The organism is Kitasatospora sp. NEAU-69, assembly GCF_057158765.1.
Window position 1 is genome coordinate 101,915 of record NZ_JBWXUE010000026.1, and the last position, 20,728, is coordinate 122,642.

Here is a 20,728-nt window from a genome sequence, read left to right on the forward strand (position 1 = left end):
ATGTCCGACTTCCCGTCGATCCGTCCGCGCCGCCTGCGCAACAGCCCGGCGATGCGCCGGCTGGTGGCCGAGACCCGGCTGCACCCGGCCGAGCTGATCCTGCCGCTCTTCGTGCGCGAGGGGATCAGCACGCCGGTGCCGATCGGCTCGATGCCGGGCGTCGTCCAGCACACCCGGGACACGCTGCGCAAGGCCGCAGTCGAGGCGGCCGAGGCCGGGCTCGGCGGCGTGATGCTCTTCGGCGTGCCCGAGGTGCAGGACGCCGTCGGCAGCGAGGGCACCAACCCGGACGGGATCCTGCAGCAGGCGATCCGCGACGTGGTGGCCGAGGTCGGCGACGAGCTGGTGGTGATGTCCGACCTCTGCCTGGACGAGTACACCGACCACGGCCACTGCGGCGTGCTCGCCGCGGACGGCTCGGTGGACAACGACGCCACGCTGGAGCGCTACGCCGAGATGGCCCGGGTGCAGGCGGACGCGGGCGTCCACCTGGTCGGCCCGTCCGGCATGATGGACGGCCAGATCGGCGTGGTCCGCCGCGCCCTGGACGAGGCCGGGCACCAGGACGTGGGCATCCTGGCCTACACCGCGAAGTACGCCTCGGCGTTCTACGGTCCGTTCCGCGAGGCGGTCGGCTCCTCGCTCAGGGGCGACCGCAAGACGTACCAGCAGGACCCGGCGAACGCCCGCGAGTCGCTGCGCGAACTGGAGCTGGACCTCGCCGAGGGCGCCGACCTGGTGATGGTCAAGCCGGCCATGGCCTACCTGGACATCCTGCGCCAGGTGGCCGACGCCTCGCCGGTGCCGGTCGCCGCGTACCAGGTCTCCGGTGAGTACGCGATGGTCGAGGCGGCCGCTGCGAACGGCTGGATCGACCGGGAGCGGATGATCATGGAGACGCTGACCTCGATCCGCCGGGCCGGGGCCGAGCAGATCCTGACCTACTGGGCGCTGGAAGCGGCCCGGCTGCTGTAGGGCCTGTCCGGCGCAGTACGACCACATGCCCGAGGGGGCGTCAGCAGCTGCTGACGCCCCCTCGGTCTGTCACCGGTCCGGGACTACTTGCCCCAGTCGTCGATCTGGCTCGCGCCGGCGCCCTCGCCGCCGGTCGCCTTGTCGGTGGCCCAGCCGCCGTGCGCCCACGCGGTGTGCGTGTGGCCCGCGTTCGCGAAGCCGTCGCCCCAGCCCGCGGTGAAGACCGGGTGGGCCGAGGCCACGCCGCCGCCCTCGCCGCCGACGGAGACGCTCGCGTAGGCCGGCGCGGCCAAGCCGGCGACCATCAGTGCACCGGCGGTGACGGCCGCGGCCCTGCCCAGCATCCTCTGCATGAGGTGGTTCCTCTCTTCTGACGCGGCGCCCGGGGAGCGGGCGCCGCTCGATCCACGTGATCACGCGGGTCGGCCGCAGCCGCCGTGGCACACGTGGAGTGGACGGTCTGTCACTCGGATGACTGACAGCTCGGATCAACAGGGAAAAGCGGGCGGGGCCCGGGGAGGAGTCCTCCCGGGCCCCGCCTGGTACTGCTCCGTCGGGTCAGGTGCTGCTCTGAAGGGTCAGGTGGTGCGCTGATCGGATGGTGCGTCGGCCGGGGGACCGGCCGGACGGCTGGATCAGCCGATCAGGTGCGACAGCGGGGCGTCGCCGTTGGCCTGCGTGGTCTGGCCGACGTTGCAGATCTGGTGCTGCTGCTGGTTGAGAACCGGCACGTCGACCTGGACCGGGATGAGGCCGACCTGGACGTGGTGGACCTCGGGCAGGCAGATGTTCGGGTTGTCCAGGGTGTGGAAGTTCGGGCTGTGGTTGCCCGTGGTGCCGGTGGCGTTGGTGCCGCCGTTGCCCTGGACCGAGGCGGCCGAGCCGTCCGCGTCACCGATGGCCAGCGAGGGGGCGGCGGACATGGCGATGGCGGCGGTGGCCAGGCCGGCGGTGGCGAAGACCTTCTTCAGCATGAGGTGCTCTCTTTCGAGGTAGCGCGAGGGAGGGGCTGGTGGAGCGGGCACCGCTGGCTGCGGTGGTGGAGCGGGGGAACCGGCGGGTGATCAGCCGAGCAGGTCAGCCGATCAGGTGCGAGGCGACACCGTCGCCGTTGCTCTGGGTCGGCTGGCCGATGTTGCAGGTCTGGTGCAGCTGCTGGTTGCCGATCGGGATGTCCGCCTGGACCGGGATGAGGCCGACCTGGACGTGGTGGATCTCCGGCAGGCAGATGTTCGGGTTGTCCATGAAGTGGAAGTTCGGGCTGTGGTCGCCCCAGGTGCCGGTGGCGTTGGTGCCGCCGTTGCCCTGGATGGTGGCCGCGGAGCCGTCCGCGTTGCCGATCGCCATCGCGGGGGTGACGCCGGCGGCGAACGCGGCGGCCACCAGGCCGACTGAGGCCAGGGTCTTCTTGATCACGGGTAATCCTCTCTGGATTGCTTCGTCTGCTGCGTCTCGGAGCAATGCGTTCAACGAATTGATCTGGTCTGTGGTCACTGCGGCGTGGTCGATACGACCGGTATTCGGGAATACGACCGCCTCCGGCAGATCTCCGGCCTCCGGGGCGGTCGGCCGTCCGGGCCGGCCGTCGTGGTGCGGTGACACCGATATCAAAGAACGGCGGCCGGGAAAGTTACGCGAGGCGTGCGGGAAAAAATTCCGAGTGGGCGTCGAACCACCCTGACGCCGGGCGTGCCGGTCGTATGAATACTCCGTTCAGGTGGGTCCGGCCCACTCAACCGGGCGCGGCTCGTTGAGGCAGATCGAGCCCGGTTGTCTCTGTCCAGCCGTGGCAGCTCTCCAGAGACCTCAAGAGACCTCAAGAGAACGGATCGGGAAGACGATGAAGCTTTCCAAGCGGACCGGTGTCCTGCTGCTCGCGGTCGGCGCCTCGGCGGTGGCCGGCCAGACGGCCGCCGCGGCGGCGACGTCGCTGACCCCGGGGGAGCCGATGACCCCGGGCCAGGTGTCCGCGCTCGAGAACGACCTGGCCGGCAAGTCGATCCCGCTGCGGATCCCGTTGGAGACGGTCACCCAGAAGGCGCCGATGCTGCCGCTCGGCGGCGACATCACCGGCTCGCTGCCGGCCTCGCCGGTGCTGCCCTCGCAGCAGGCCGAGCGCGGCAAGCACGACCTGATGCCGGACAAGCTGGTCACGCCGCTGAACTTCAGCAAGGTCGGCCCCAGCCTGGACACCAAGCTCCCGCTGCCGGCCGTGGCGGACGGCCTGCGGCCGGGCAACCTCGACCTGGACGCGCCGGCCGCGCCGCTCAAGGCGGTCGGACCGGCGGTCGGCGTCGGCCACCCGCTGGAGTTCGTGGAGGGGGCCGACGGCCAGCTGAAGGACGGCTCGCTCTCCGGTGGCGACCTGGACCCGCGGTTCATCCCGGGCGCGCTCTCCGCGGTGCCGGGGGCCAAGGCCTCGGTGGGCGGGCCGCAGCACAGCACCTCGCTGGCGCAGGCGGCGCAGAACCTGCTGGCCACCACCACCGCGGCGGCGAACGAGGCCGCCGGCGGCACCGACGGCTGACCGGCCCCCCAACGGCCGTCCGGCCTCCGGTCGCCAGGCCCTCAGACCGGCAGGCCTCATGGCGAAGGCCCGGTGCGCACCCACGCACCGGGCCTTCGCCATGCAGCCCGCACACTCCGCCGGCTTGCAGGTCTGCGGGAGAGGTCCGTTCAGCCCGGCAGCGCGTGCAGCAGCAGGCCGGCGACCGGCACGTCCTTGGCACCGCCGCCGCCGCTCAGCCCGTCGGTCAGCGAGGAGCTGCTCAGCGGGCGCATGCCGGGATTGTCGGGCTTGACGGCGACCGCGTTGCTCAGCGGGTCGGCGCCGGACTGCGCCCACGGGTCGAGCCGCAGGTCCTTCACCGGTGCGGTGGCGTAGCCGAGCGTGGCCACGGCCGGACCGACCTCGGTGGGCTGGAGGTGCACCGGGCCGGGCGCGGCGGCGAACGCGGCCGGCGCCGGGGCGAGCAGCAGCGCGGCGCCGAGCGCGGCGAGCACTGTGCCGGTGGTGGTCTTGAGGGTCAACGCAGGGGTCCCTTCCGTAACGTACGGCGCCGCCCCCCGGACAGGGGAGTCCGGGAGGCGGCGGGCACGAGACTTTCCGCTGATCAGCAGTCGTCGTCGTCGTGGTGGTGCATGTCCACGTTGGCGCAGGTGTTGCCGAACGCCGGGTTCAGCGCACCGATCACGTTGACCGTGTTGCCGCAGAGGTTGACCGGGATGTGCACCGGAACCTGGATCGCGTTGCCGGACAGCACACCGGGGGAGTTGGTGGCCGCGCCCTCGGCACCGGCGCTGGCGAAGGCCGCACCGGCGCCGCCGACCACCAGGCCGAGAGCGGCGGTGGAGAGGATGGCGAGCTTCTTCGCGTTCTGCATGGGATCTCCTTACTGCGGGCGGATCAGCCCGAGATGGGGGCGGGTCAGCCCTGGTTGACGCAGGTGTTGCCGAAGGCCGGGTTCAGCAGGCCGATGACGTCGATGCTGTTGCCGCAGAGGTTGACCGGGACGTGCACCGGAACCTGGATCAGGTTGCCGGAGAGCACGCCGGGGGAGCCGGCCGCGACGCCCTCCGCGCCGGAGCTGGCGCTGGCCACGCCGGCACCGCCGAGCAGCAGGCCCGCGGCGGCGGCGGAGAGCACGAGGGACTTCGAGAACTTGCGCATGGGGGTTATCCTCCGTTGATTTACCGGGTGGTTCTTGGGGGGTTTCTTCCCGGACCACCGGGCGAAACTGGAATGACGGCCGAGAGGTTCCGGCCGTCCGCCGGATATCACTCAGGCGGGCGATCGCCCGGATTCTGCGTGCTGTTCCTGCGGTACGTGCGGTTCCTGCGGATCGTGCGGTTCCTGCGGGGTGAAGCGGCTTCGCTGATAGAACGACGCGGTGCCCCGGATGGAAACGGGGACTTCTGCTCCGGCCGGTCGGTACGTACGAACGGGTGATTACCAGCCGGCAGGCGCATCCTCGGCGGCCGGAGGTCGTTCCTGATCTTGCACGCATCGTGCTCAGTAACTAGGAGACTCTTATGAGCATCAAGAAGGCTGCCGCTGTCGGCGCCGCCGTGGTCGGCATCGTCGCTGCGGGTGCCGGTAGCGCCATGGCCAGCTCCGGCGCGGAGGGCGTAGCGGCCGGTTCCCCCGGTGTGGCGTCCGGCAACGCGATCCAGGTGCCGATCCACATCCCGGTCAACCTCTGCGGCAACAGCATCGACGTCGTCGGCCTGCTGAACCCGGCCTTCGGCAACACCTGCGTCAACGAGGGCTGAAACGCTTCGCGCCGAGCCGCCGTCCGATGCCTCCCCTCCTGAGGCGCGGTCGGCGGCTTCGTCGTTCCGCCCTCGCCCCCACCGCGGCCCGCTCACCTTCCTCAATGTGAGCCAGGCTCAACTATTGCTGTCCTGAGCCTTGTTGACGTACTTGTCAGTACCTACGATGTGACCCGCTCACAGCACCACTCCGCCACCCCCCTTGGAGTCATGCGTGATCAGGAAACATCTCTCCCGCCCACCGAGCGCCCTGCTGGCCGTCGCCGGGCTCGTCGCCACCCTGGCCCTGGCGGCCGGCGCCCCGCAGGCGCACGCCGCCGCCGCGGCGAGCAGCCCCCGGGACGGGCTGCCCTCCGCGATCGTCTCGATGGGCGACAGCGCGATCTCCGGTGAGGGCGCCGGCACCGACACCAACGACGGCTACTTCGCGGGCACCGACGGGCCCAAGGACTACTGCCACCGCCACCCGCAGTCGGAGATTTTCGACACCGGCCTGTCCGGTGTGACCGCCGTCGACCTGGCCTGCTCCGGCGCCCAGACCGGCGACCTGACCAGCGACCCCCAGCTCGCGCAGGTCACCGGCGGCGGCAGCGGCGACTACGGCGAGCCCAAGCAGGACGTCCAACTCGCCCAGACCGCAGGCAAGTACAACGTCAAGATGGTGGTCGTCACGATCGGCGCCAACGACGACTTCGACTTCAGCGGGATCATGGAGAGCTGCCTCGCGCAGTACTTCCCGATCCCCAAGTCGCAGGGCTGCCGGGACACCATCGGCAGCGCGGCGATCGTCCAGCGGGCCGCCAAGGTGATCCCCAAGGTCACCGCCGCGATCACCGACGTCCGCCAGACCATGCGGAGCGCGGGCTACCAGGACGGCTCGTACCAGCTGGTCTTCCAGTCGTACTTCACCCCGATCACCCCCGACATCCGGTCCAACGACCCCGCGACCAAGCTCGCCCAGGGCTGCCCGGCGTTCCCCGAGGACCTCGCCTGGGGGCACAACTGGGTGGTCCCGCAGCTCGACGACGCCCTGCGCCAGGCCGCCGAGGCGGTGCCCGGCGTGCGCTTCCTGGACCAGCGCCGGGTCTCCTACGGCCACGAGGTCTGCGCCGAGTGGACCAGCTCGCCGTACGAGTACACCAACGGCGACGTGATCGACCTCTCCGAGAACACCCGCAACGGCTGCGACTACTCGATCGGGATCCTCTCGCTCTGCGAGAACGAGATCCGCCAGTCGTACCACCTGCGGGTGGCCGGCTACCAGGGTGAGGGCTCCTGCCTGGGTACGTTCTACAACGAGCCCGCCCAGCAGGAGGCCTACTGCACGCTCGACCAGGCCGACGGCACCGCCCTGATGCCACTGACACCGGGTCAGCCGTTCGGTGACGGACCGGAGGACGGCGCCTGGTACCAGCTGACCAACGGTGGCACCGGCAAGGTGCTCGACTTCTCCGGCGGCGGCACCTACGGCGACAGCACGAACGGCCGACTCGCCATCAACTATCCGGCGACCGGCGGTCTCAACCAGTCCTTCGTGCTGGAGGCCAAGGCCGGCGGCAGCTACGAGCTGGACTTCAGCGGTAACCGGAACATGTGCCTGGACGCCACCGCCGCCGCCACGACGCCCGGAACCCGGCTGGAGCAGTGGGGCTGCAACGGTGGCGCCAACCAGCACTGGATCTTCGAACCGGCCGGCGGCGCCAACTACAAGCTCGCCGACTCCCAGGACACCTCGAAGGTCGCCACCGCCAGCGGCGACCTCGACTCCCAGGGCAACCCGATCGTCGAACTGGCCACCGACACCGGAGCCGCCTCCCAGCTCTGGCAGCTGACCAAGCTCGGCATCGTCTACCTGCACGGCTGAGCACCTACGGACTGGCGCCCGGGAAGTCGGTAGGACCGACTTCCCGGGCGCTTTGACGTGCAGGCAACCTGTTTCGCGGAGTTCGTGGTCTGAACAGGTGAGGGGGGTGGTGCTGATGAGCAGCTACGACGAGCAAGCGGAGTTCAGTGACTTCGTACAGAGCAGGTGGAGCGGGTTGGTCCGGACGGCGTACCTGCTGACCGGGAACCCGCACGACGCGGAGGACCTGGCGCAGAGCGCGCTGGCCAAGGTGTACGCGTCCTGGCGACGCGTCCGCAACAGCGACAACCCGGACGCGTACGTGCGCCGCGTCCTGGTGACGAGCAACTTCGACCGTTTCCGCAAACGCCGCGTGGCGGAGTACCCGACCGACGAACCGTACGAGCCGCGCGGCTCGTACGCGGCGGACGCCAGCGCGCAGGTCGCCCAGCGCCAGATGCTCTTCGCCGCTCTCGCCGCGCTGCCCGCGCGGCAGCGCGCCGTGGTGGTGCTGCGCTACTGGGAGGACCTCTCCGAAGCGCAGGTCGCTGCCGCACTCGGCTGCTCCACCGGCACCGTCAAGAGCCAGGCCGCCAAGGGGCTGGCCAAGCTGCGCGCCCACTCCGGCCTGACCGACCTCAGCACGCCGGCCACGAACGACTCCCGATCGAAGGTGTTCCTATGACCTGGTCCGACGAGAGCCACGACCCCATCGACGAACCAGGGCTGCGCCACGCCCTCGCTCACGGCACGGCGGACCTCGTCGTCTCCCCGGCGCCGTACGCGGCGATCGTCCGCGACGGCCGCGGGCTGCGCCGGCGCCGGACGGCCGTGCGGACCGCGCTCGCCGTGACGACGGTGGTCATCCCCGCCCTCACCTTCGCACTGCTGCCGGGCCACCACCCGGCTGCCACGGCCGGCCCGGCCACCGCCGCTCCCGCCTCCGCCTCGGCCACCGCGACTCCAGCGACTCCAGCGGCTCCCGCCTCCGTCCCGGCCACCGCGCACGCCGATTTCACCACCTCGCCCGACGCCGGCGTCCCCAGGGACGTCAAGGTGACACAGCTCCACGGGCGGCTCTCGGGGATCGACGCCGAGGTCGCGGTCTGGCTCCCACCGCAGTACGACGACCCCGCGTACCAGGGCCGCAGCTTCCCGGTGGTGGAGCTGCTTCCCGGCCAAGGGGTCTCCAGCTCCACCAGTACCTGGTTCAGCATGTTGAACGCGTCGGAGCAGCTCAAGCCGATGATCACGGACGGCTCGGCGCTGCCGTTCATCCTGGTGTCGCCGAGCACCACCGGACTCGGCGGCGTCCAGGACACCGGCTGTGCGGACCTGCCCGGCAAGCCGAAGGCCGAGACCTGGATCACGCGTGACGTCCCGCAGCTCGTCCTCGACAACTTCCGGGCCGAACGCGACCCGCACTCCTGGGCGTTGGCGGGTTACTCGGCTGGCGCCCACTGCGCGACCCGGCTGGCCATCGGTCACCCCGACCGCTACGCCGCGGCGGTGAGCCTCAGCGGCTTCAACGACCCCGCCATGCAGCCGGGCAGTCCCGTCGGCCAGGACAGCACCCTGCGCGCCAAGGACAACCCGCTGCTGATGCTCCGCCAGGCCACCCAGCCGCCACCCGTCGCGATCTACGCGAGCGGCGCCAAGGGCGACGGTCTGGAGGACGGCCAGGCCCTGGCCCAGGCGGCCAAGCCGCCGACCACCGTCACCGTCGCCGAACTCACGGGCGTGCACGCCATCCCGGTCTGGCGCGACGCCCTGCCGGCCGTCTTCCGCTGGCTCTCCCAGCGACTGAAGTGACCCGACTCCCCTCCGGGTGACGACGATCACACCTGTGGCCCGAACGGGCAGTGAGGCCGGGCAACTGCCCGAGGCTGAAGCGGCGTCATAGATCATGGACGCCGTGCCGTTCCACCACCCGGCTCCGTCCGGCCGGGCGTGCTATCGATCGGAGAGTTCTTCACCGTGCAACAGCCTCAGCCGCAGCCCACGCGCACCCGTGCGGTCCTGGCCGGTCTCACCGCGCTCGCGCTGTCCGCCGCCCTGGCGGCCTGCAGCAGTGGCAGCAGTGGCAGCAAGCCGGACGCCGAGCCCAAGGCGGGTGCCGGTGCGGGCGCCAGTGCGGCGTCCGCCCCGGCCGCGGCGGGCACCCCGGCGCCGGCGGCGAGCAGCGCACCGCCGAAGGACTCCAAGGTCGTCATGCCGACCGGTCCGGCCGCCAACCTGAAGAAGGCCCATGACACCAAGGCCGGTCCGATCATGATGACCACCCTGGCCGGCCCGAAGTCCGGTGTCTCCGCCGATGTCTGGGTCTGGCTGCCGCCGCAGTACAACGACCCGAAGTACGCCAAGTTCGGCTTCCCCGTGCTCACCCTCTACGCGGGCGGGCAGAGCAACGGCTACAACACCTGGACGGACAACCAGCTGCCGATCCAGGAGGCCGATGCCCAGCTCGTCCAGGAGCAGAAGGCGCACCCGTTCATCATGATCATGCCGGTGCAGAACCTGACCGGCGACGAGCACAAGTCCCTGGACTGCTCCGACATCCCCGGCCAGCCCAAGATGGGCACCTGGCTCTCCCAGGACATCCCGGACTTCGTCCGGGCCAACTTCCGCACCCTCAAGGGCCCCGACAGCTGGGGCCTGTTGGGCGCCTCCAGCGGCGCCGACTGCAGCGCCAAGCTGGCCATGCAGCACCCCGACCTCTACAAGGCCGCCGTGCCGATCGACGGCGACTTCAAGGCGGACTCCACGCTCTGGAAGGGCCACGAGGCCGAGCAGGCCGCCAACAGCCCCGACAAGCTGATCTCCACCAGCAAGGCCGACGTCAAGATGCTCGCCACCGCCGGCGGCGGCAGCGCCTACGAGGTCAACGTGGTCAAGCAGTGGGTCTCCCACGCGGCCGCCCCGACCAGCGTCGAGTACTACGAGGAGCCCGGCGGCAAGCACCTCACCAAGGACTTCGAGAAGATGATCCCGATGACCCTGGAGTGGCTCACCAAGAACCTCACCGGCCCGGAGAGCGACAGCTGACGCCCCGGCCTGGCCCGCGAGGGCCAGGCTGTGCCCGGGAAGTCGGCCCCGCCGACTTCCCGGGCACCACTATGCGTGCGTCACGGCCAGACCAGGCAGTACAGCTGGTGCCCCGCGTCGTGCAGCCGGTTCGCGAAGTCCTGCCACTCGTGCAGCATCTGGTAGATCACGAAGGCGTCGCGCGGGCCGCGGCGGTCCGGGACGGTGGACCAGATGAAGGCGGCGGCGCCGAGCTCGGTGTCGTCGGCCTTGCGGAGCGGTTCGACGACGGTGTGCGGGAGCTGGACGACCGCGTAGTCGGGGTGCAGCACGACGAGCTCCAGCGGCGGGACCTGGTGCAGCGGGACGCCCTGGATGCCGGTGAGGACCATGGCGCTCATGGTCTCCGGTTTGATCTTGGTGGAGAGGTGCCCGTTGGGGGAGCCGCTGGTCTCCATCAGGTCGCCGAGGCGGCCGAGCGAGCCGAGCTCGCCGGCGTCCAGGCCCAGGCCACCGGGGCCCAGCGCGGTGGGGACCCTCGCGGCGGTGGCGCGGTCGGGTGCGCCGAAGTACTTGTAGGTCACCCCCACCCGTCCTTCACCCCGCCTTCCCCTTCCCGCCCGGCCCGCGCGGGCAGCCTTGTGGCCGGCCCCCGTGGCCTCCTCGAAGCCGTCCTGCTCCTTCGACACTCGGACCATCCTCACCGGAATTCGCCGGAATCGACAGACCCCCGGACCTCCGGTGTCCCGCCGGATGTCCTGTTTTCCCGTTATGTCACTCGTTGTGCAGCTTGGTGCGGCCATGCTCGACCGCTCCGCGTCAGGTCGTCTCCCGCGCCGGGGCGCGAGTGGTGCGCTCTCCAGTGTGCGGGATGACCGAGCCGTGGCTGCACACGGATCATCACACGGATCATCGTTCCAGATGATCGGCTCCGACATGCAGAGGTGAAGGACACGATTTGAGAGCGGAGCGGTTTGAGAGGATGGGTTCTCGTGAGCTACCCGTATGAAGCACCTCAGTCCCAGTCGCTCTTCGAGCGCGCCTCGGTCGTCACTCCAGGCGGCGTGAACTCGCCGGTGCGTGCGTTCCGCGCGGTGGGGGGCACCCCGCGCTTCATGGTCTCCGGCAACGGGCCCTACCTGACCGACGCCGACGGCCGCGAGTACGTCGACCTGGTCTGCTCCTGGGGTCCGATGATCCTGGGGCACGCGAACCCGGCCGTGATCGAGGCGGTCCAGCAGGCCGTCACCCGCGGCACCTCCTTCGGTACGCCCGGACAGGGCGAGGTCGAGCTGGCCGAGGAGATCGTCGCCCGGGTCGCTCCGGTCGAGCAGGTCCGGCTGGTCTCCTCCGGCACCGAGGCGACCATGTCGGCGATCCGCCTCGCCCGCGGCTTCACCGGCCGCGCCAAGATCGTCAAGTTCGCCGGCTGCTACCACGGTCACGTGGACGCGCTGCTGGCTGCCGCCGGTTCCGGCGTCGCCACCTTCGCCCTGCCGGACACGCCCGGCGTGACGGGCGCTCAGGCCGGCGACACCATCGTGCTGCCGTACAACGACCTGGCGGCCGTCGAGGAGGCGTTCAAGCTCCACCAGGGCGAGATCGCCGCCGTGATCACCGAGGCGTCGCCCGGCAACATGGGCGTGGTCCCGCCGAAGCCCGGTTTCAACGCGGGTCTGGCCAGGCTCTGCCGGGAGAACGGCGCGCTCTTCGTCTCCGACGAGGTGATGACCGGGTTCCGCGTCTCCAAGGCCGGCTGGTACGGCCTGGAGGCGGCGCACGAGGGCTGGGCCCCGGACCTGCTGACCTTCGGCAAGGTGATGGGCGGCGGCTTCCCGGCCGCGGCCTTCGGCGGTCGCGCCGACGTGATGGCCCACCTGGCCCCGGCCGGCCCGGTCTACCAGGCCGGCACGCTCTCCGGGAACCCGATCGCCACCGCGGCGGGGCTGGCCCAGCTGCGCGGCTGCACCGACGAGGTGTACGCGACCGTGGACCGGGTCGCCGCCACCGTCTCCGGGCTGGTCACCGAGGCGCTGGCGAAGGAGGGCGTGGCGCACCGGCTCCAGCAGGCGGGCAACATGTTCTCGGTCTTCTTCACCGACGAGCCGGTCACCGACTACGCCTCGGCCAAGCGCCAGGAGGCGTTCCGGTTCACCGGCTTCTTCCACAGCCTGCTCGCGGACGGTGTCTACCTGCCGCCGTCGGCCTTCGAATCCTGGTTCGTCTCGGCGGCGCACGACGAGCGCGCGATCGAGAAGATCGCCGCCGCCCTGCCCGCCGCCGCCCGCGCGGCCGCCCAGGCCCAGCCCACCGAGAACTGAGGATCCGTCAGCCATGAGCGAGATCACCGTCGTACACCTCATGCGGCACGGCGAGGTGCACAACCCCGAGGGCGTGCTCTACGGCCGGCTGCCCGACTACCACCTGTCCGAGCTCGGCCGGCAGATGGCCGACCGGGTGGCCGAGCACCTGGCGGACCGCGACATCACCTACGTGGTGGCCTCCCCGCTGGAGCGCGCCCAGGAGACCGCCGCGCCGATCGCCAAGTCGCACGGCCTGGAGATCGCGGCCGACGCGGGCCTGATCGAGGCCGACAACGTCTTCGAGGGCAAGACCTTCGGCGTCGGTGACGGCTCGCTGCGCAACCCGCGCTACTGGAAGCACCTGACCAACCCGCTGCGCCCGTCCTGGGGCGAGCCGTACGTCGAGATCGCGGTGCGGATGATGGGCGCGCTGGCCGCGGCCCGGGACGCCGCGCGCGGGCACGAGGCGGTCTGCGTCAGCCACCAGCTGCCGATCTGGACGGCCCGCTCGTTCGCCGAGAAGCGCCGGCTCTGGCACGACCCGCGCAAGCGGCAGTGCTCGCTCGCCTCGCTGACCAGCTTCACGTACGAGGGCGACAAGCTGGTCTCGGTCGGCTACCGCGAGCCGGCCCGCGACCTGCTGCCGGCGCACCTGGTCGGCAAGGGCAGCAAGGGCGACATGCCGGTGGCGAAGAGCTTCGGCGCCTAGTTGCCGCAAGCTCTTCGGCGCCGCTGCGGCGACCTGCCGCAGCGGCGCCGGCCATAAAGATCACGGGAGTTCCCGAGCCGTTTAGAAATCCTTTATGGCCGCAGTTCAGCGGGGGTTCGACAGTCAAGTGCGGACCCCCCTGAAAAGCCCTGAAGTGTCATGCGAAACTTTTCACATGCCTGGTACGTCCCGCCTCCGCCCGACCGCCCTTCTCGTCGCGGTGGCCGCCGTGCTCACGCTCGCCGGGTGCAGTTCCTCAGGCTCCGCCGGCAGTGGTGACGCGCAGGCCGGTTTCGTCACCGGCAACGGCGGCATCGACACCGTCCCGATCGCCGACCGCAAGCCGGCCCCGGCCATCGCCGGCAACGACCTCGACAGCAAGCCGATCGCGCTCTCCGACTACAAGGGCAAGATCGTGGTGCTCAACATCTGGGGCTCCTGGTGCTCGCCCTGCCGGGCCGAGGCCGACGGCCTGGAGGCGGTCTACCAGAAGTACCAGGGGCAGGGCGTGCAGTTCCTCGGCATCAACACCCGGGACACCGACACCACGAACGCCAAGCGCTTCGAGCAGACGCACGGCATCACGTACCCGAGCCTGTACGACCCGGACGGCACCCAGATCCTCAAGTTCCCCAAGGGCAGCCTGAACCCGCAGTCGATCCCGACCACCGTGGTGATCGACCGCGAGGGCCGCCTCGCCGCCCGGGCGATGAAGGCGCTGCCGTCCGACGACCTGGAGTCGATGCTCACGCCGATCCTGGCGGAGAAGTGAGCTCGCTGATCCTGGCGGCCATCGGGTCGGACAACCAGACGGTGCTCAACGGTCCGCTGCTGCTGGCCGTCCCGGTCGCGGTCGCGGCCGGCCTGCTCTCGTTCTTCTCGCCCTGCGTGCTGCCGCTCGTCCCGGGCTACCTCTCGTACGTCACCGGCTTCTCGGCGGCCGACCTGGCCGACGCCGAGGGGCGCCGGCGCGGGCGGATGCTGCTCGGCTCGCTGCTCTTCGTGCTCGGCTTCTCGGCGGTCTTCGTCTCCGGCGGTGCGCTGTTCGGCGAGTTCGGGGTGACCCTGCAGCAGCACAAGCAGGTGATCAACGAGGTGCTCGGCGCGCTGACCGTGCTGATGGGCCTGGCGTTCATGGGCGTGCTGCCGGGGTTCAGCACCCGGGAGGTGCGCTCGCACCGCCGGCCGGTGATCGGCCTGGTCGGTGCCCCGCTGCTCGGTGCGGTCTTCGGCGTCGGCTGGACGCCGTGCATCGGCCCGACGCTCAGCTCGCTGCTCTCGCTGTCCATCAACCAGGCCAGTGCCGGCCGTGGCGCGTTCCTGATGGCCGTGTACTGCTTCGGTCTGGGCGTACCGTTCGTTCTGGCCGCGCTCGCCTTCCGGCGGGCGATGGGTGCTTTCGGCTTCATCAAGCGGCATTACCAGTGGGTCATGCGGATCGGCGGCGCCATGCTGGTCGCCGTCGGCGTCCTGCTGATCACCGGTGGCTGGGAATACCTGGTCAACCAGCTCCAGTACGCCACCGCTGACTTCTCGATCGGAATCTGAGCGTGAGTGACACCGACCTCAAGGCCGTCTCCGACGGCGTTCCCGAGGCCGACCTGCCGGCCGGCGGCGGGCCGTCGGCTGACGAGGTGTCGGCCGAACGGCTGACCAGTGCGCCGGTCGATTCGGACGGCCCGAGCGGCATAGGGCTGTTCGGCTGGCTGCGCTGGACCTGGCGCCAGCTGACCTCGATGCGGGTCGCGCTGGTCCTGCTGTTCCTGCTCTCGCTCGCCGCCATACCCGGTTCGCTGATTCCGCAGACCAGCGAGAACGCCTTCAAGGTGGCGACCTGGAAGGCCTCGCACCAGACGCTCGCCCCGGTCTACGACAAGCTGCAGCTGTTCAACGTCTACAGCTCGGTCTGGTTCTCGGCGATCTACATCCTGCTCTTCATCTCGCTGGCCGGCTGCATCATTCCGCGCACCTGGCAGTTCGTCGGCGTGATCCGCGCGCAGCCCCCGGCGGCGCCGGCCAACCTGACCCGGATGCCGGTCTACGCGGCCTGGCACACCGACGCGGAGCCGGCGGCCGCGGTGGCCGCCGCCGAGCGGCTGCTGCGCCGTCGCCGGTTCCGGGCGCACAGCTCGAACGGCGCGGTGGCGGCCGAGAAGGGCTACCTGCGCGAGGTCGGCAACCTGCTCTTCCACCTCTCGCTCTTCGCGCTGCTGGCCGGCTTCGCCTGGGCCAGCCTGGCCAGCGGCACCGGCGGCAAGCTGGTGGTCGAGGGCGACGGCTTCTCCAACACGATGACCCAGCTGGACGACTTCACCGGCAGCGCGTTCTACGGCTCCGAGGACCTCGACCCGTTCGGCTTCCACCTGGACAACTTCACCGCGAGCTACCAGACGAGCGGTGACCAGATCGGCAACGCCCGCGAGTTCACCGCGCACATCCGCTACTGGCAGGGCGACAACAACGCGAAGCTGACCAAGGGCGACATCCAGGTCAACCACCCGCTGGAGATCGGCGGCAGCAAGGTCTTCCTGATCGGCCACGGCTACGCCCCGGTGATCACGGTGCGGGACGCGAGCGGCAACGTGGTCTACCAGGACACGGTGCCGTTCCTGCCGCAGGACACCAACCTGACCTCGACCGGCGTGGTGAAGGTCGGCGACTACGGCAAGAAGGACGGCAAGCCGGTCCAGCTCGGCTTCCAGGGCTTCTTCCTGCCGACCGCGCCGGCCAACTTCAGCGCCAGCATGGGCCCGCGCTCGCTCTTCCCGGGCGACGCCTCCCCGGCCCTGGTGCTCACCGCCTACGCGGGCGACCTGGGCACCGACTCCGGCCTGCCGCAGAACGTGTACCAGCTGGACCTCACGCACATGACCCAGCTCCAGCAGGACGGTCAGCCCGCCAGGGTGAAGATGGTGCCGGGCCAGGCCTGGGCACTGCCGGACGGCTACGGCTCGCTCACCTTCGACGGATACAAGCAGTGGGCCACCTTCAGCGTCTCGCACCGTCCGGGCAACGCGGTCGCGCTGACCGGCGCGATCCTCGCGATCGCCGGTCTGATCGGTTCGCTGATGGTGCAGCGCCGCCGGATCTGGGTCCGTGCCGTGGTCACCCCGGACGGCCGCACGCTGGTCGAGCTCGCGGGGCTGGCCCGCAGCGAGTCGGCGAAGATCGCCGAGGAGCTGGCCGAACTGGCGGTGGACCTCCAGGACGACGCTCCTGCCCTTGAGGAAGACCTGGCCCTCGACGAAGACCCGGAGCCGGACGCCGATCCGACGCCTGAGCCCGCGCCCGCTGATGCAGTGCCCGCTGACGCAGTGCCCGCCGCAACCCCGCCCGCCGAACCGGAAACCAAGGAGTAGACGGTGTCCTACCTCGCCACCGGGGTCAACTCCCAACTGGCTGACCTGTCCAACAAACTCATCTGGTCGGCCACGGCCGTGTACCTGCTCGCCATGTTCGCCCACATGTTCGAGTGGACCTTCGGCAGCAAGGGCGCGGTCGCCCGTCGCTCGGACGAGCAGGCCTCACTCGCCGACGTGGCAGCGGCGGCGACCGTCCGCGGCCAGGCGAAGGCCGCCAAGAAGGTGACCGTCACGGTCGCCTCGGCCGGCGGCGGCACCACCACGCTGACCCGCACCGCGCTGGCCGGCTCCGGCGCGATCGTGGTCACCAGCGGCCGCGGCGAGGACACCCCGGTGGACGGCCCCGGCGCGGCCGGAACCAGCGAGAAGGGCGACCTCGCGGGCCGGATCGCGATCTCGCTCACCGTGCTCGGCGTGGTGGCGAACGCGGGCGGCGTGCTGGCCCGCGGCCTCTCGGTGATGCGCTGGCCGTGGGGGAACATGTACGAGTTCTCCTGCGCCTTCGCGCTCTCCACGGTCTCCGCGTACCTGGTCCTGCTGGCGCTGAAGAAGAACGTCCGCTGGCTCGGCCTGCCGGTCGTGCTGACCGCGGTGCTCACCCTGGGCCTGGCCACCAGCGTGCTCTACACCGACTCCGAGCAGCTGGTGCCCGCGCTGCACTCGTACTGGCTCGGCATCCACGTGACCACCGCGATCATCTGCGGCGGCGCGTTCCACGCGGCGTTCATCGCCACCGCGCTGTACGTCGGCAAGGACATGTACGAGAAGGGTCTGGCCGAGGGCAAGACCACCGGACCGTTCGGCACCTCGGCCTCGATCTGGGACCGGCTGCCGGCCTCGGCGACGCTGGACAAGGTCTCCTACCGGATCAACGCGATGGTCTTCCCGCTGTGGACCTTCACGATCATCGCGGGCGCGATCTGGGCCGAGTCGGCCTGGGGCAAGTACTGGGAGTGGGACCCGAAGGAGACCTGGTCCTTCATCACCTGGGTCGCCTACGCCTGCTACCTGCACGCCCGCGCGACGGCCGGCTGGAAGGGCCGCAAGGCGGCGTACCTCGCGCTGCTGGCGTTCGCCTGCTTCGTCTTCAACTACTACGGCGTCAACATCTTCGTCACCGGCAAGCACTCGTACGCCGGCGTCGGCTGATCTGACGTCGTTCACCGGAAGGGCCGCCGGGCGTACGGCGCGGCGGCCCTGTGACGCTCTCGAAAGCAGACCTGACACAGCATCAGGAATCTGTGTGCCCAATGCGCAACTGCGGTGTGGGAGCGCCGTAAATGGGCAGAAGTCGAGTGGCCGACCGGCCGTGACAAGGTAGTCCGTACAGGCACCGATGTCGGTGCCGGGAGCATCAAGGAGACCAGGCCGTGGACAGCCGAGTCGTGGAAAGCGACGAGCTCATGTTGACGGTCCGGATCACCGTGGCGGAGCGGTCGCTACTGCGAAGACTCGCGCAGGGTCATCGCAGTGACATCTCCGAAGTGGTGGCGGACGGCCTGCTCGACGTGCTGCCGACGCTGTCCGGCACGCCCCGCGCCTATCGGCTGCTCGCCGCGCTCGCCGCGCCGGCGCCGTGCGCGCTGACGGTCTGGCTGCCGATCCCGCTGGCCGACCTGCTGGTGCCGGCCGCCGCGCAGGTCGCGATGGCGACCGGGGTGCGGCTCGGCTCGGGCTGCGCGATGCTCGGCGCGGCGCTGCGCCTCTGGCTGGACCAGGATCCGCAGCAACTGGCCGCCAACCTCAGCGTGATGCACGCCGGTCGCCCCTCCGCCCTGGTCGCCGCCTGACCGTCGGTCCCCGCCCCGCCCCCGCCCCTGCCCCCGCCGCCCGCAGTCCCGGTGCGGATAATTCGTGTGCCGGGGCGGTCCGTTGCGGGGACGAGCCGGCCATGAACGCACCTGACTGGACCGTGTCCCCCGCCGACGTCGAAGCGCCCGAGTCGGCCGCCCTGCTGCGGGCGTACATGACCGAGATGGTGGAGCGCTACTACCGCCGCCCGGCCGACGAGGCGGAGGTCGCGGCGGCGCTGGCAGAGGAGCCCGCCGGCGGCCTGGCGGCCTTCCTGCTGGCCCGGCTGGCGAACCGTCCGGTCGGCTGCATCGGGCTGCGCCGACTGGGGCCCGGGACGGGCGAGTTGACCAAGGTGTACCTGGTGCCCGAGGCGCGCGGCCGGGGCGGCGCCGGCCTGCTGCTCGCCGCCGTCGAGGCCACGGCGAGCGGGCTGGGGATGGACGTGCTGCGACTGGACACCCGCGCCGACCTGGTGGAGGCGCGGGCGCTGTACGCCAGGCACGGCTACCGCGAGATCCCCCGGTACAACGACAGCCGCTACTCGGACCACTGGTTCGAGAAGCGGCTGTCGGTACAGCGAGTAGAGCAGGTACAGCAGAAGCAGGAGGAGCAGCCGGTCAGGCGGCCCACTGCCAGCTGACGGGGGAGTAGTACGTCGGGCGGCGCTCCAGGCGGCGCCAGCGGGCGATCGGCTCGACCGCGGCGAGCGCGGCGGCGGCCTGCTGGGTGGCGGCCGCGCGGGCCATCAGGACGGCGGTGAGCGCGGCGAGTTCCTCGTCGCTGAGCGAGCCGCGGGTGACGCGGACGAGTGGTTCGGCGGAAGCGGTCATGGTCGGGGTTCCTCCCCCTGGTGCTGGGCTTTGGTGCTGGGCTGTGGTGCGAGCTGTGGTGTCGGAGCGTGCTGGTGTGCTCGGTGCGGCGAGTGGGGGGACTCGCACTACATCGGCGGGTTGCCGTGCTTGCGGCTGGGCAGGTCGGCGTGCTTGGTGCGGAGCATGGCCAGGGCGGCGGCGAGGACCTCGCGGGTCTCGGCCGGGTCGATCACGTCGTCCACCAGACCGCGTTCGGCCGCGTAGTACGGGTGCATCAACTCGCTCTTGTACTCCTTGATCTTCTGCGCGCGCATCGCCTCCGGGTCCTGGGCCCCGTTGATGTCCCGCCGGAAGATCACGTTCGCCGCGCCCTCCGCGCCCATCACCGCGATCTCGTTCGTCGGCCACGCGTACGACAGGTCCGCGCCGATCGAGCGCGAGTCCATCACGATGTACGCCCCGCCGTACGCCTTGCGCAGGATCAGCTGGATCCGCGGCACCGTGGCGTTGCAGTACGCGTACAGCAACTTCGCGCCGTGCCGGATGATCCCGTCGTGCTCCTGGTCCACACCCGGCAGGAACCCGGGCACGTCCAGCAACGTCACCAGCGGAATGTTGAACGCGTCGCACATCTGCACGAACCGCGCCGCCTTCTCCGAGGCGTTGATGTCCAGCACACCCGCCAGCGACTGCGGCTGGTTCGCGATGATCCCCACCACGTGCCCGTCGATCCGCGCCAACGCGACGATCACATTCGTCGCCCACCGCTCATGGATCTCCAGGTACTCGCCGTGATCGACGACCTCCTCGATCACCTTGCGCATGTCGTACGGCCGGTTGCCGTCCGCCGGCACCAAGTCCAGCAGCGCGTCGCAGCGACGGGTGACCGGGTCCTCGGTCGGCGTGGCCGGCGGCATCTCCCGGTTGTTCTGCGGCAGCAGCGACAGCAGGAAGCGGACCTCCTCGATGCACGACTGCTCGTCGTCATACGCGAAGTGCGACACACCCGAGACCGAGGAGTGGACGTCCGCGCCACCCAGACCGTTCTGCGAGATCTTCTCGCCCGTCACCGCCTGCACCACGTCCGGACCCGTGATGAACATCTGCGAGGTCTCCCGCACCATGAACACGAAATCCGTCAACGCCGGCGAGTAGGCGGCGCCACCGGCACACGGACCCAGCATCACCGAGATCTGCGGGATCACCCCCGACGCACGCGTGTTGCGCTGGAAGATGCCGCCGTACCCGGCCAGCGCCGTGACACCCTCCTGGATCCGCGCACCCGCACCATCGTTCAACGACACCAACGGCGCACCCGCCGCGATCGCCATATCCATGATCTTGTGGATCTTCTGCGCATGCGCCTCACCCAGCGCACCCCCGAAGATCCGGAAATCATGCGCGTACGTGAACACCGTCCGCCCGTGCACCGTGCCCCACCCGACGATCACACCATCGGTATGCGGCTTCTTCCCCTCAAGGCCGAAACCCGACGCACGATGCCGCCGCAGAGGCTCCACCTCATGAAACGAACCCTCGTCCAGCAGCAGATCGATCCGCTCACGGGCCGTCAACTTGCCCTTCGCGTGCTGCGCCTCGGTGGCCGCCTCACTCGGACCACGACGAACCTGCTC

At 70.5% G+C, this 20,728-nt stretch carries 24 protein-coding genes; 15 read left to right on the forward strand and 9 right to left on the reverse strand.

Annotated elements, in window-relative coordinates; all coding sequences use genetic code 11:
• Entirely contained in the window at window positions 1-975 is a 975-nt protein-coding gene (hemB, locus tag AC060L_RS27260) for a porphobilinogen synthase (protein ID WP_483801580.1), read from the forward strand.
• A gap of 83 nt (window positions 976-1,058) precedes the next feature.
• On the opposite strand, the gene AC060L_RS27265 is transcribed toward hemB, so the two are convergent.
• The 3 genes from AC060L_RS27265 to AC060L_RS27275 all read right to left on the reverse strand — a co-directional run bounded on the left by AC060L_RS27265 (window position 1,059) and on the right by AC060L_RS27275 (window position 2,391).
• The gene (locus tag AC060L_RS27265; RefSeq protein ID WP_483801581.1) at window positions 1,059-1,328 is read right to left on the reverse strand and encodes a hypothetical protein; all 270 of its coding nucleotides are present in this window, start codon (window positions 1,326-1,328) and stop codon (window positions 1,059-1,061) included.
• Between the two features lie 282 nt (window positions 1,329-1,610).
• Window positions 1,611-1,949 (reverse strand): rodlet layer protein, encoded by a 339-nt coding sequence (locus AC060L_RS27270; RefSeq protein ID WP_483801582.1) that lies wholly within the window; start codon window positions 1,947-1,949, stop codon window positions 1,611-1,613.
• A 103-nt stretch (window positions 1,950-2,052) separates the two neighbouring features.
• Window positions 2,053-2,391 (reverse strand): rodlet layer protein, encoded by a 339-nt coding sequence (locus AC060L_RS27275; RefSeq protein WP_483801583.1) that lies wholly within the window; start codon window positions 2,389-2,391, stop codon window positions 2,053-2,055.
• 424 nt (window positions 2,392-2,815) lie between these two features.
• Between AC060L_RS27275 and AC060L_RS27280 the strand changes: the two genes are divergently transcribed.
• Window positions 2,816-3,502 carry a hypothetical protein gene (locus AC060L_RS27280; RefSeq protein WP_483801584.1) on the forward strand — a complete coding sequence of 229 codons (687 nt, stop codon included), beginning with the start codon at window positions 2,816-2,818 and terminating at the stop codon, window positions 3,500-3,502.
• 149 nt (window positions 3,503-3,651) lie between these two features.
• On the opposite strand, the gene AC060L_RS27285 is transcribed toward AC060L_RS27280, so the two are convergent.
• The 3 genes from AC060L_RS27285 to AC060L_RS27295 all read right to left on the reverse strand — a co-directional run bounded on the left by AC060L_RS27285 (window position 3,652) and on the right by AC060L_RS27295 (window position 4,645).
• Complete coding sequence (locus AC060L_RS27285; protein ID WP_483801585.1) at window positions 3,652-4,005, reverse strand: hypothetical protein; 354 nt, start codon at window positions 4,003-4,005, stop codon at window positions 3,652-3,654.
• 83 nt (window positions 4,006-4,088) lie between these two features.
• Window positions 4,089-4,358, reverse strand: coding sequence for a chaplin (locus AC060L_RS27290; protein WP_483801586.1), 270 nt, complete (start codon window positions 4,356-4,358; stop codon window positions 4,089-4,091).
• Between the two features lie 44 nt (window positions 4,359-4,402).
• On the reverse strand, window positions 4,403-4,645 hold the full coding sequence (locus tag AC060L_RS27295; protein WP_483801587.1) for a chaplin: 243 nt from the start codon (window positions 4,643-4,645) through the stop codon (window positions 4,403-4,405).
• Window positions 4,646-5,007: 362 nt separating this feature from the next.
• Here AC060L_RS27295 and AC060L_RS27300 point away from each other — a divergent pair, with 362 nt between their 5' ends.
• The 5 genes from AC060L_RS27300 (at window position 5,008) to AC060L_RS27320 (ending at window position 10,135) form a co-directional block, all read left to right on the forward strand.
• The gene (locus AC060L_RS27300) at window positions 5,008-5,247 is read left to right on the forward strand and encodes a chaplin (protein ID WP_483801588.1); all 240 of its coding nucleotides are present in this window, start codon (window positions 5,008-5,010) and stop codon (window positions 5,245-5,247) included.
• Between the two features lie 214 nt (window positions 5,248-5,461).
• A complete protein-coding gene (locus AC060L_RS27305; RefSeq protein ID WP_483801589.1) occupies window positions 5,462-7,111 on the forward strand; it encodes an RICIN domain-containing protein in 1,650 nt (549 codons plus the stop codon).
• Between the two features lie 115 nt (window positions 7,112-7,226).
• A complete protein-coding gene (locus AC060L_RS27310; protein WP_483801590.1) occupies window positions 7,227-7,775 on the forward strand; it encodes a SigE family RNA polymerase sigma factor in 549 nt (182 codons plus the stop codon).
• On the forward strand, window positions 7,772-8,902 hold the full coding sequence (locus AC060L_RS27315) for an alpha/beta hydrolase (protein WP_483801591.1): 1,131 nt from the start codon (window positions 7,772-7,774) through the stop codon (window positions 8,900-8,902). Before AC060L_RS27310 ends, AC060L_RS27315 begins: the two co-directional genes overlap by 4 nt.
• Window positions 8,903-9,067: 165 nt before the next feature.
• Window positions 9,068-10,135, forward strand: a complete 1,068-nt coding sequence (locus AC060L_RS27320; RefSeq protein ID WP_483801592.1) for an alpha/beta hydrolase — start codon at window positions 9,068-9,070, stop codon at window positions 10,133-10,135.
• 80 nt (window positions 10,136-10,215) lie between these two features.
• Here AC060L_RS27320 and AC060L_RS27325 read toward each other — a convergent pair whose 3' ends face one another.
• Window positions 10,216-10,698, reverse strand: coding sequence for a hypothetical protein (locus AC060L_RS27325; protein ID WP_483801593.1), 483 nt, complete (start codon window positions 10,696-10,698; stop codon window positions 10,216-10,218).
• A 408-nt stretch (window positions 10,699-11,106) separates the two neighbouring features.
• Between AC060L_RS27325 and hemL the strand changes: the two genes are divergently transcribed.
• The 8 genes from hemL to AC060L_RS27365 all read left to right on the forward strand — a co-directional run bounded on the left by hemL (window position 11,107) and on the right by AC060L_RS27365 (window position 18,922).
• Window positions 11,107-12,435, forward strand: a complete 1,329-nt coding sequence (gene hemL, locus AC060L_RS27330) for a glutamate-1-semialdehyde 2,1-aminomutase (protein WP_483801594.1) — start codon at window positions 11,107-11,109, stop codon at window positions 12,433-12,435.
• A gap of 13 nt (window positions 12,436-12,448) precedes the next feature.
• On the forward strand, window positions 12,449-13,126 hold the full coding sequence (locus AC060L_RS27335; protein ID WP_483801595.1) for a histidine phosphatase family protein: 678 nt from the start codon (window positions 12,449-12,451) through the stop codon (window positions 13,124-13,126).
• Window positions 13,127-13,301: 175 nt separating this feature from the next.
• Window positions 13,302-13,898, forward strand: a complete 597-nt coding sequence (locus AC060L_RS27340) for a TlpA family protein disulfide reductase (RefSeq protein ID WP_483801596.1) — start codon at window positions 13,302-13,304, stop codon at window positions 13,896-13,898.
• A complete protein-coding gene (locus AC060L_RS27345) occupies window positions 13,895-14,674 on the forward strand; it encodes a cytochrome c biogenesis CcdA family protein (RefSeq protein WP_483801597.1) in 780 nt (259 codons plus the stop codon). The genes AC060L_RS27340 and AC060L_RS27345 overlap by 4 nt, the downstream gene beginning before the upstream one ends.
• Window positions 14,675-14,676: 2 nt before the next feature.
• Window positions 14,677-16,485 (forward strand): cytochrome c biogenesis protein ResB, encoded by a 1,809-nt coding sequence (gene resB, locus AC060L_RS27350; protein ID WP_483801598.1) that lies wholly within the window; start codon window positions 14,677-14,679, stop codon window positions 16,483-16,485.
• Between the two features lie 3 nt (window positions 16,486-16,488).
• Complete coding sequence (ccsB, locus tag AC060L_RS27355; protein ID WP_483801599.1) at window positions 16,489-17,637, forward strand: c-type cytochrome biogenesis protein CcsB; 1,149 nt, start codon at window positions 16,489-16,491, stop codon at window positions 17,635-17,637.
• 221 nt (window positions 17,638-17,858) lie between these two features.
• A complete protein-coding gene (locus AC060L_RS27360; RefSeq protein WP_483801600.1) occupies window positions 17,859-18,278 on the forward strand; it encodes a hypothetical protein in 420 nt (139 codons plus the stop codon).
• Between the two features lie 101 nt (window positions 18,279-18,379).
• A complete protein-coding gene (locus AC060L_RS27365; protein WP_483801601.1) occupies window positions 18,380-18,922 on the forward strand; it encodes a GNAT family N-acetyltransferase in 543 nt (180 codons plus the stop codon).
• On the opposite strand, the gene AC060L_RS27370 is transcribed toward AC060L_RS27365, so the two are convergent.
• Both AC060L_RS27370 and AC060L_RS27375 read right to left on the reverse strand, forming a co-directional pair.
• Window positions 18,900-19,112, reverse strand: coding sequence for an acyl-CoA carboxylase subunit epsilon (locus AC060L_RS27370; RefSeq protein WP_483801602.1), 213 nt, complete (start codon window positions 19,110-19,112; stop codon window positions 18,900-18,902). The genes AC060L_RS27365 and AC060L_RS27370 overlap by 23 nt on opposite strands.
• A gap of 107 nt (window positions 19,113-19,219) precedes the next feature.
• Window positions 19,220-20,728: acyl-CoA carboxylase subunit beta (locus AC060L_RS27375; RefSeq protein WP_483800951.1), on the reverse strand; the 1,509-nt coding region annotated here is incomplete at its 5' end.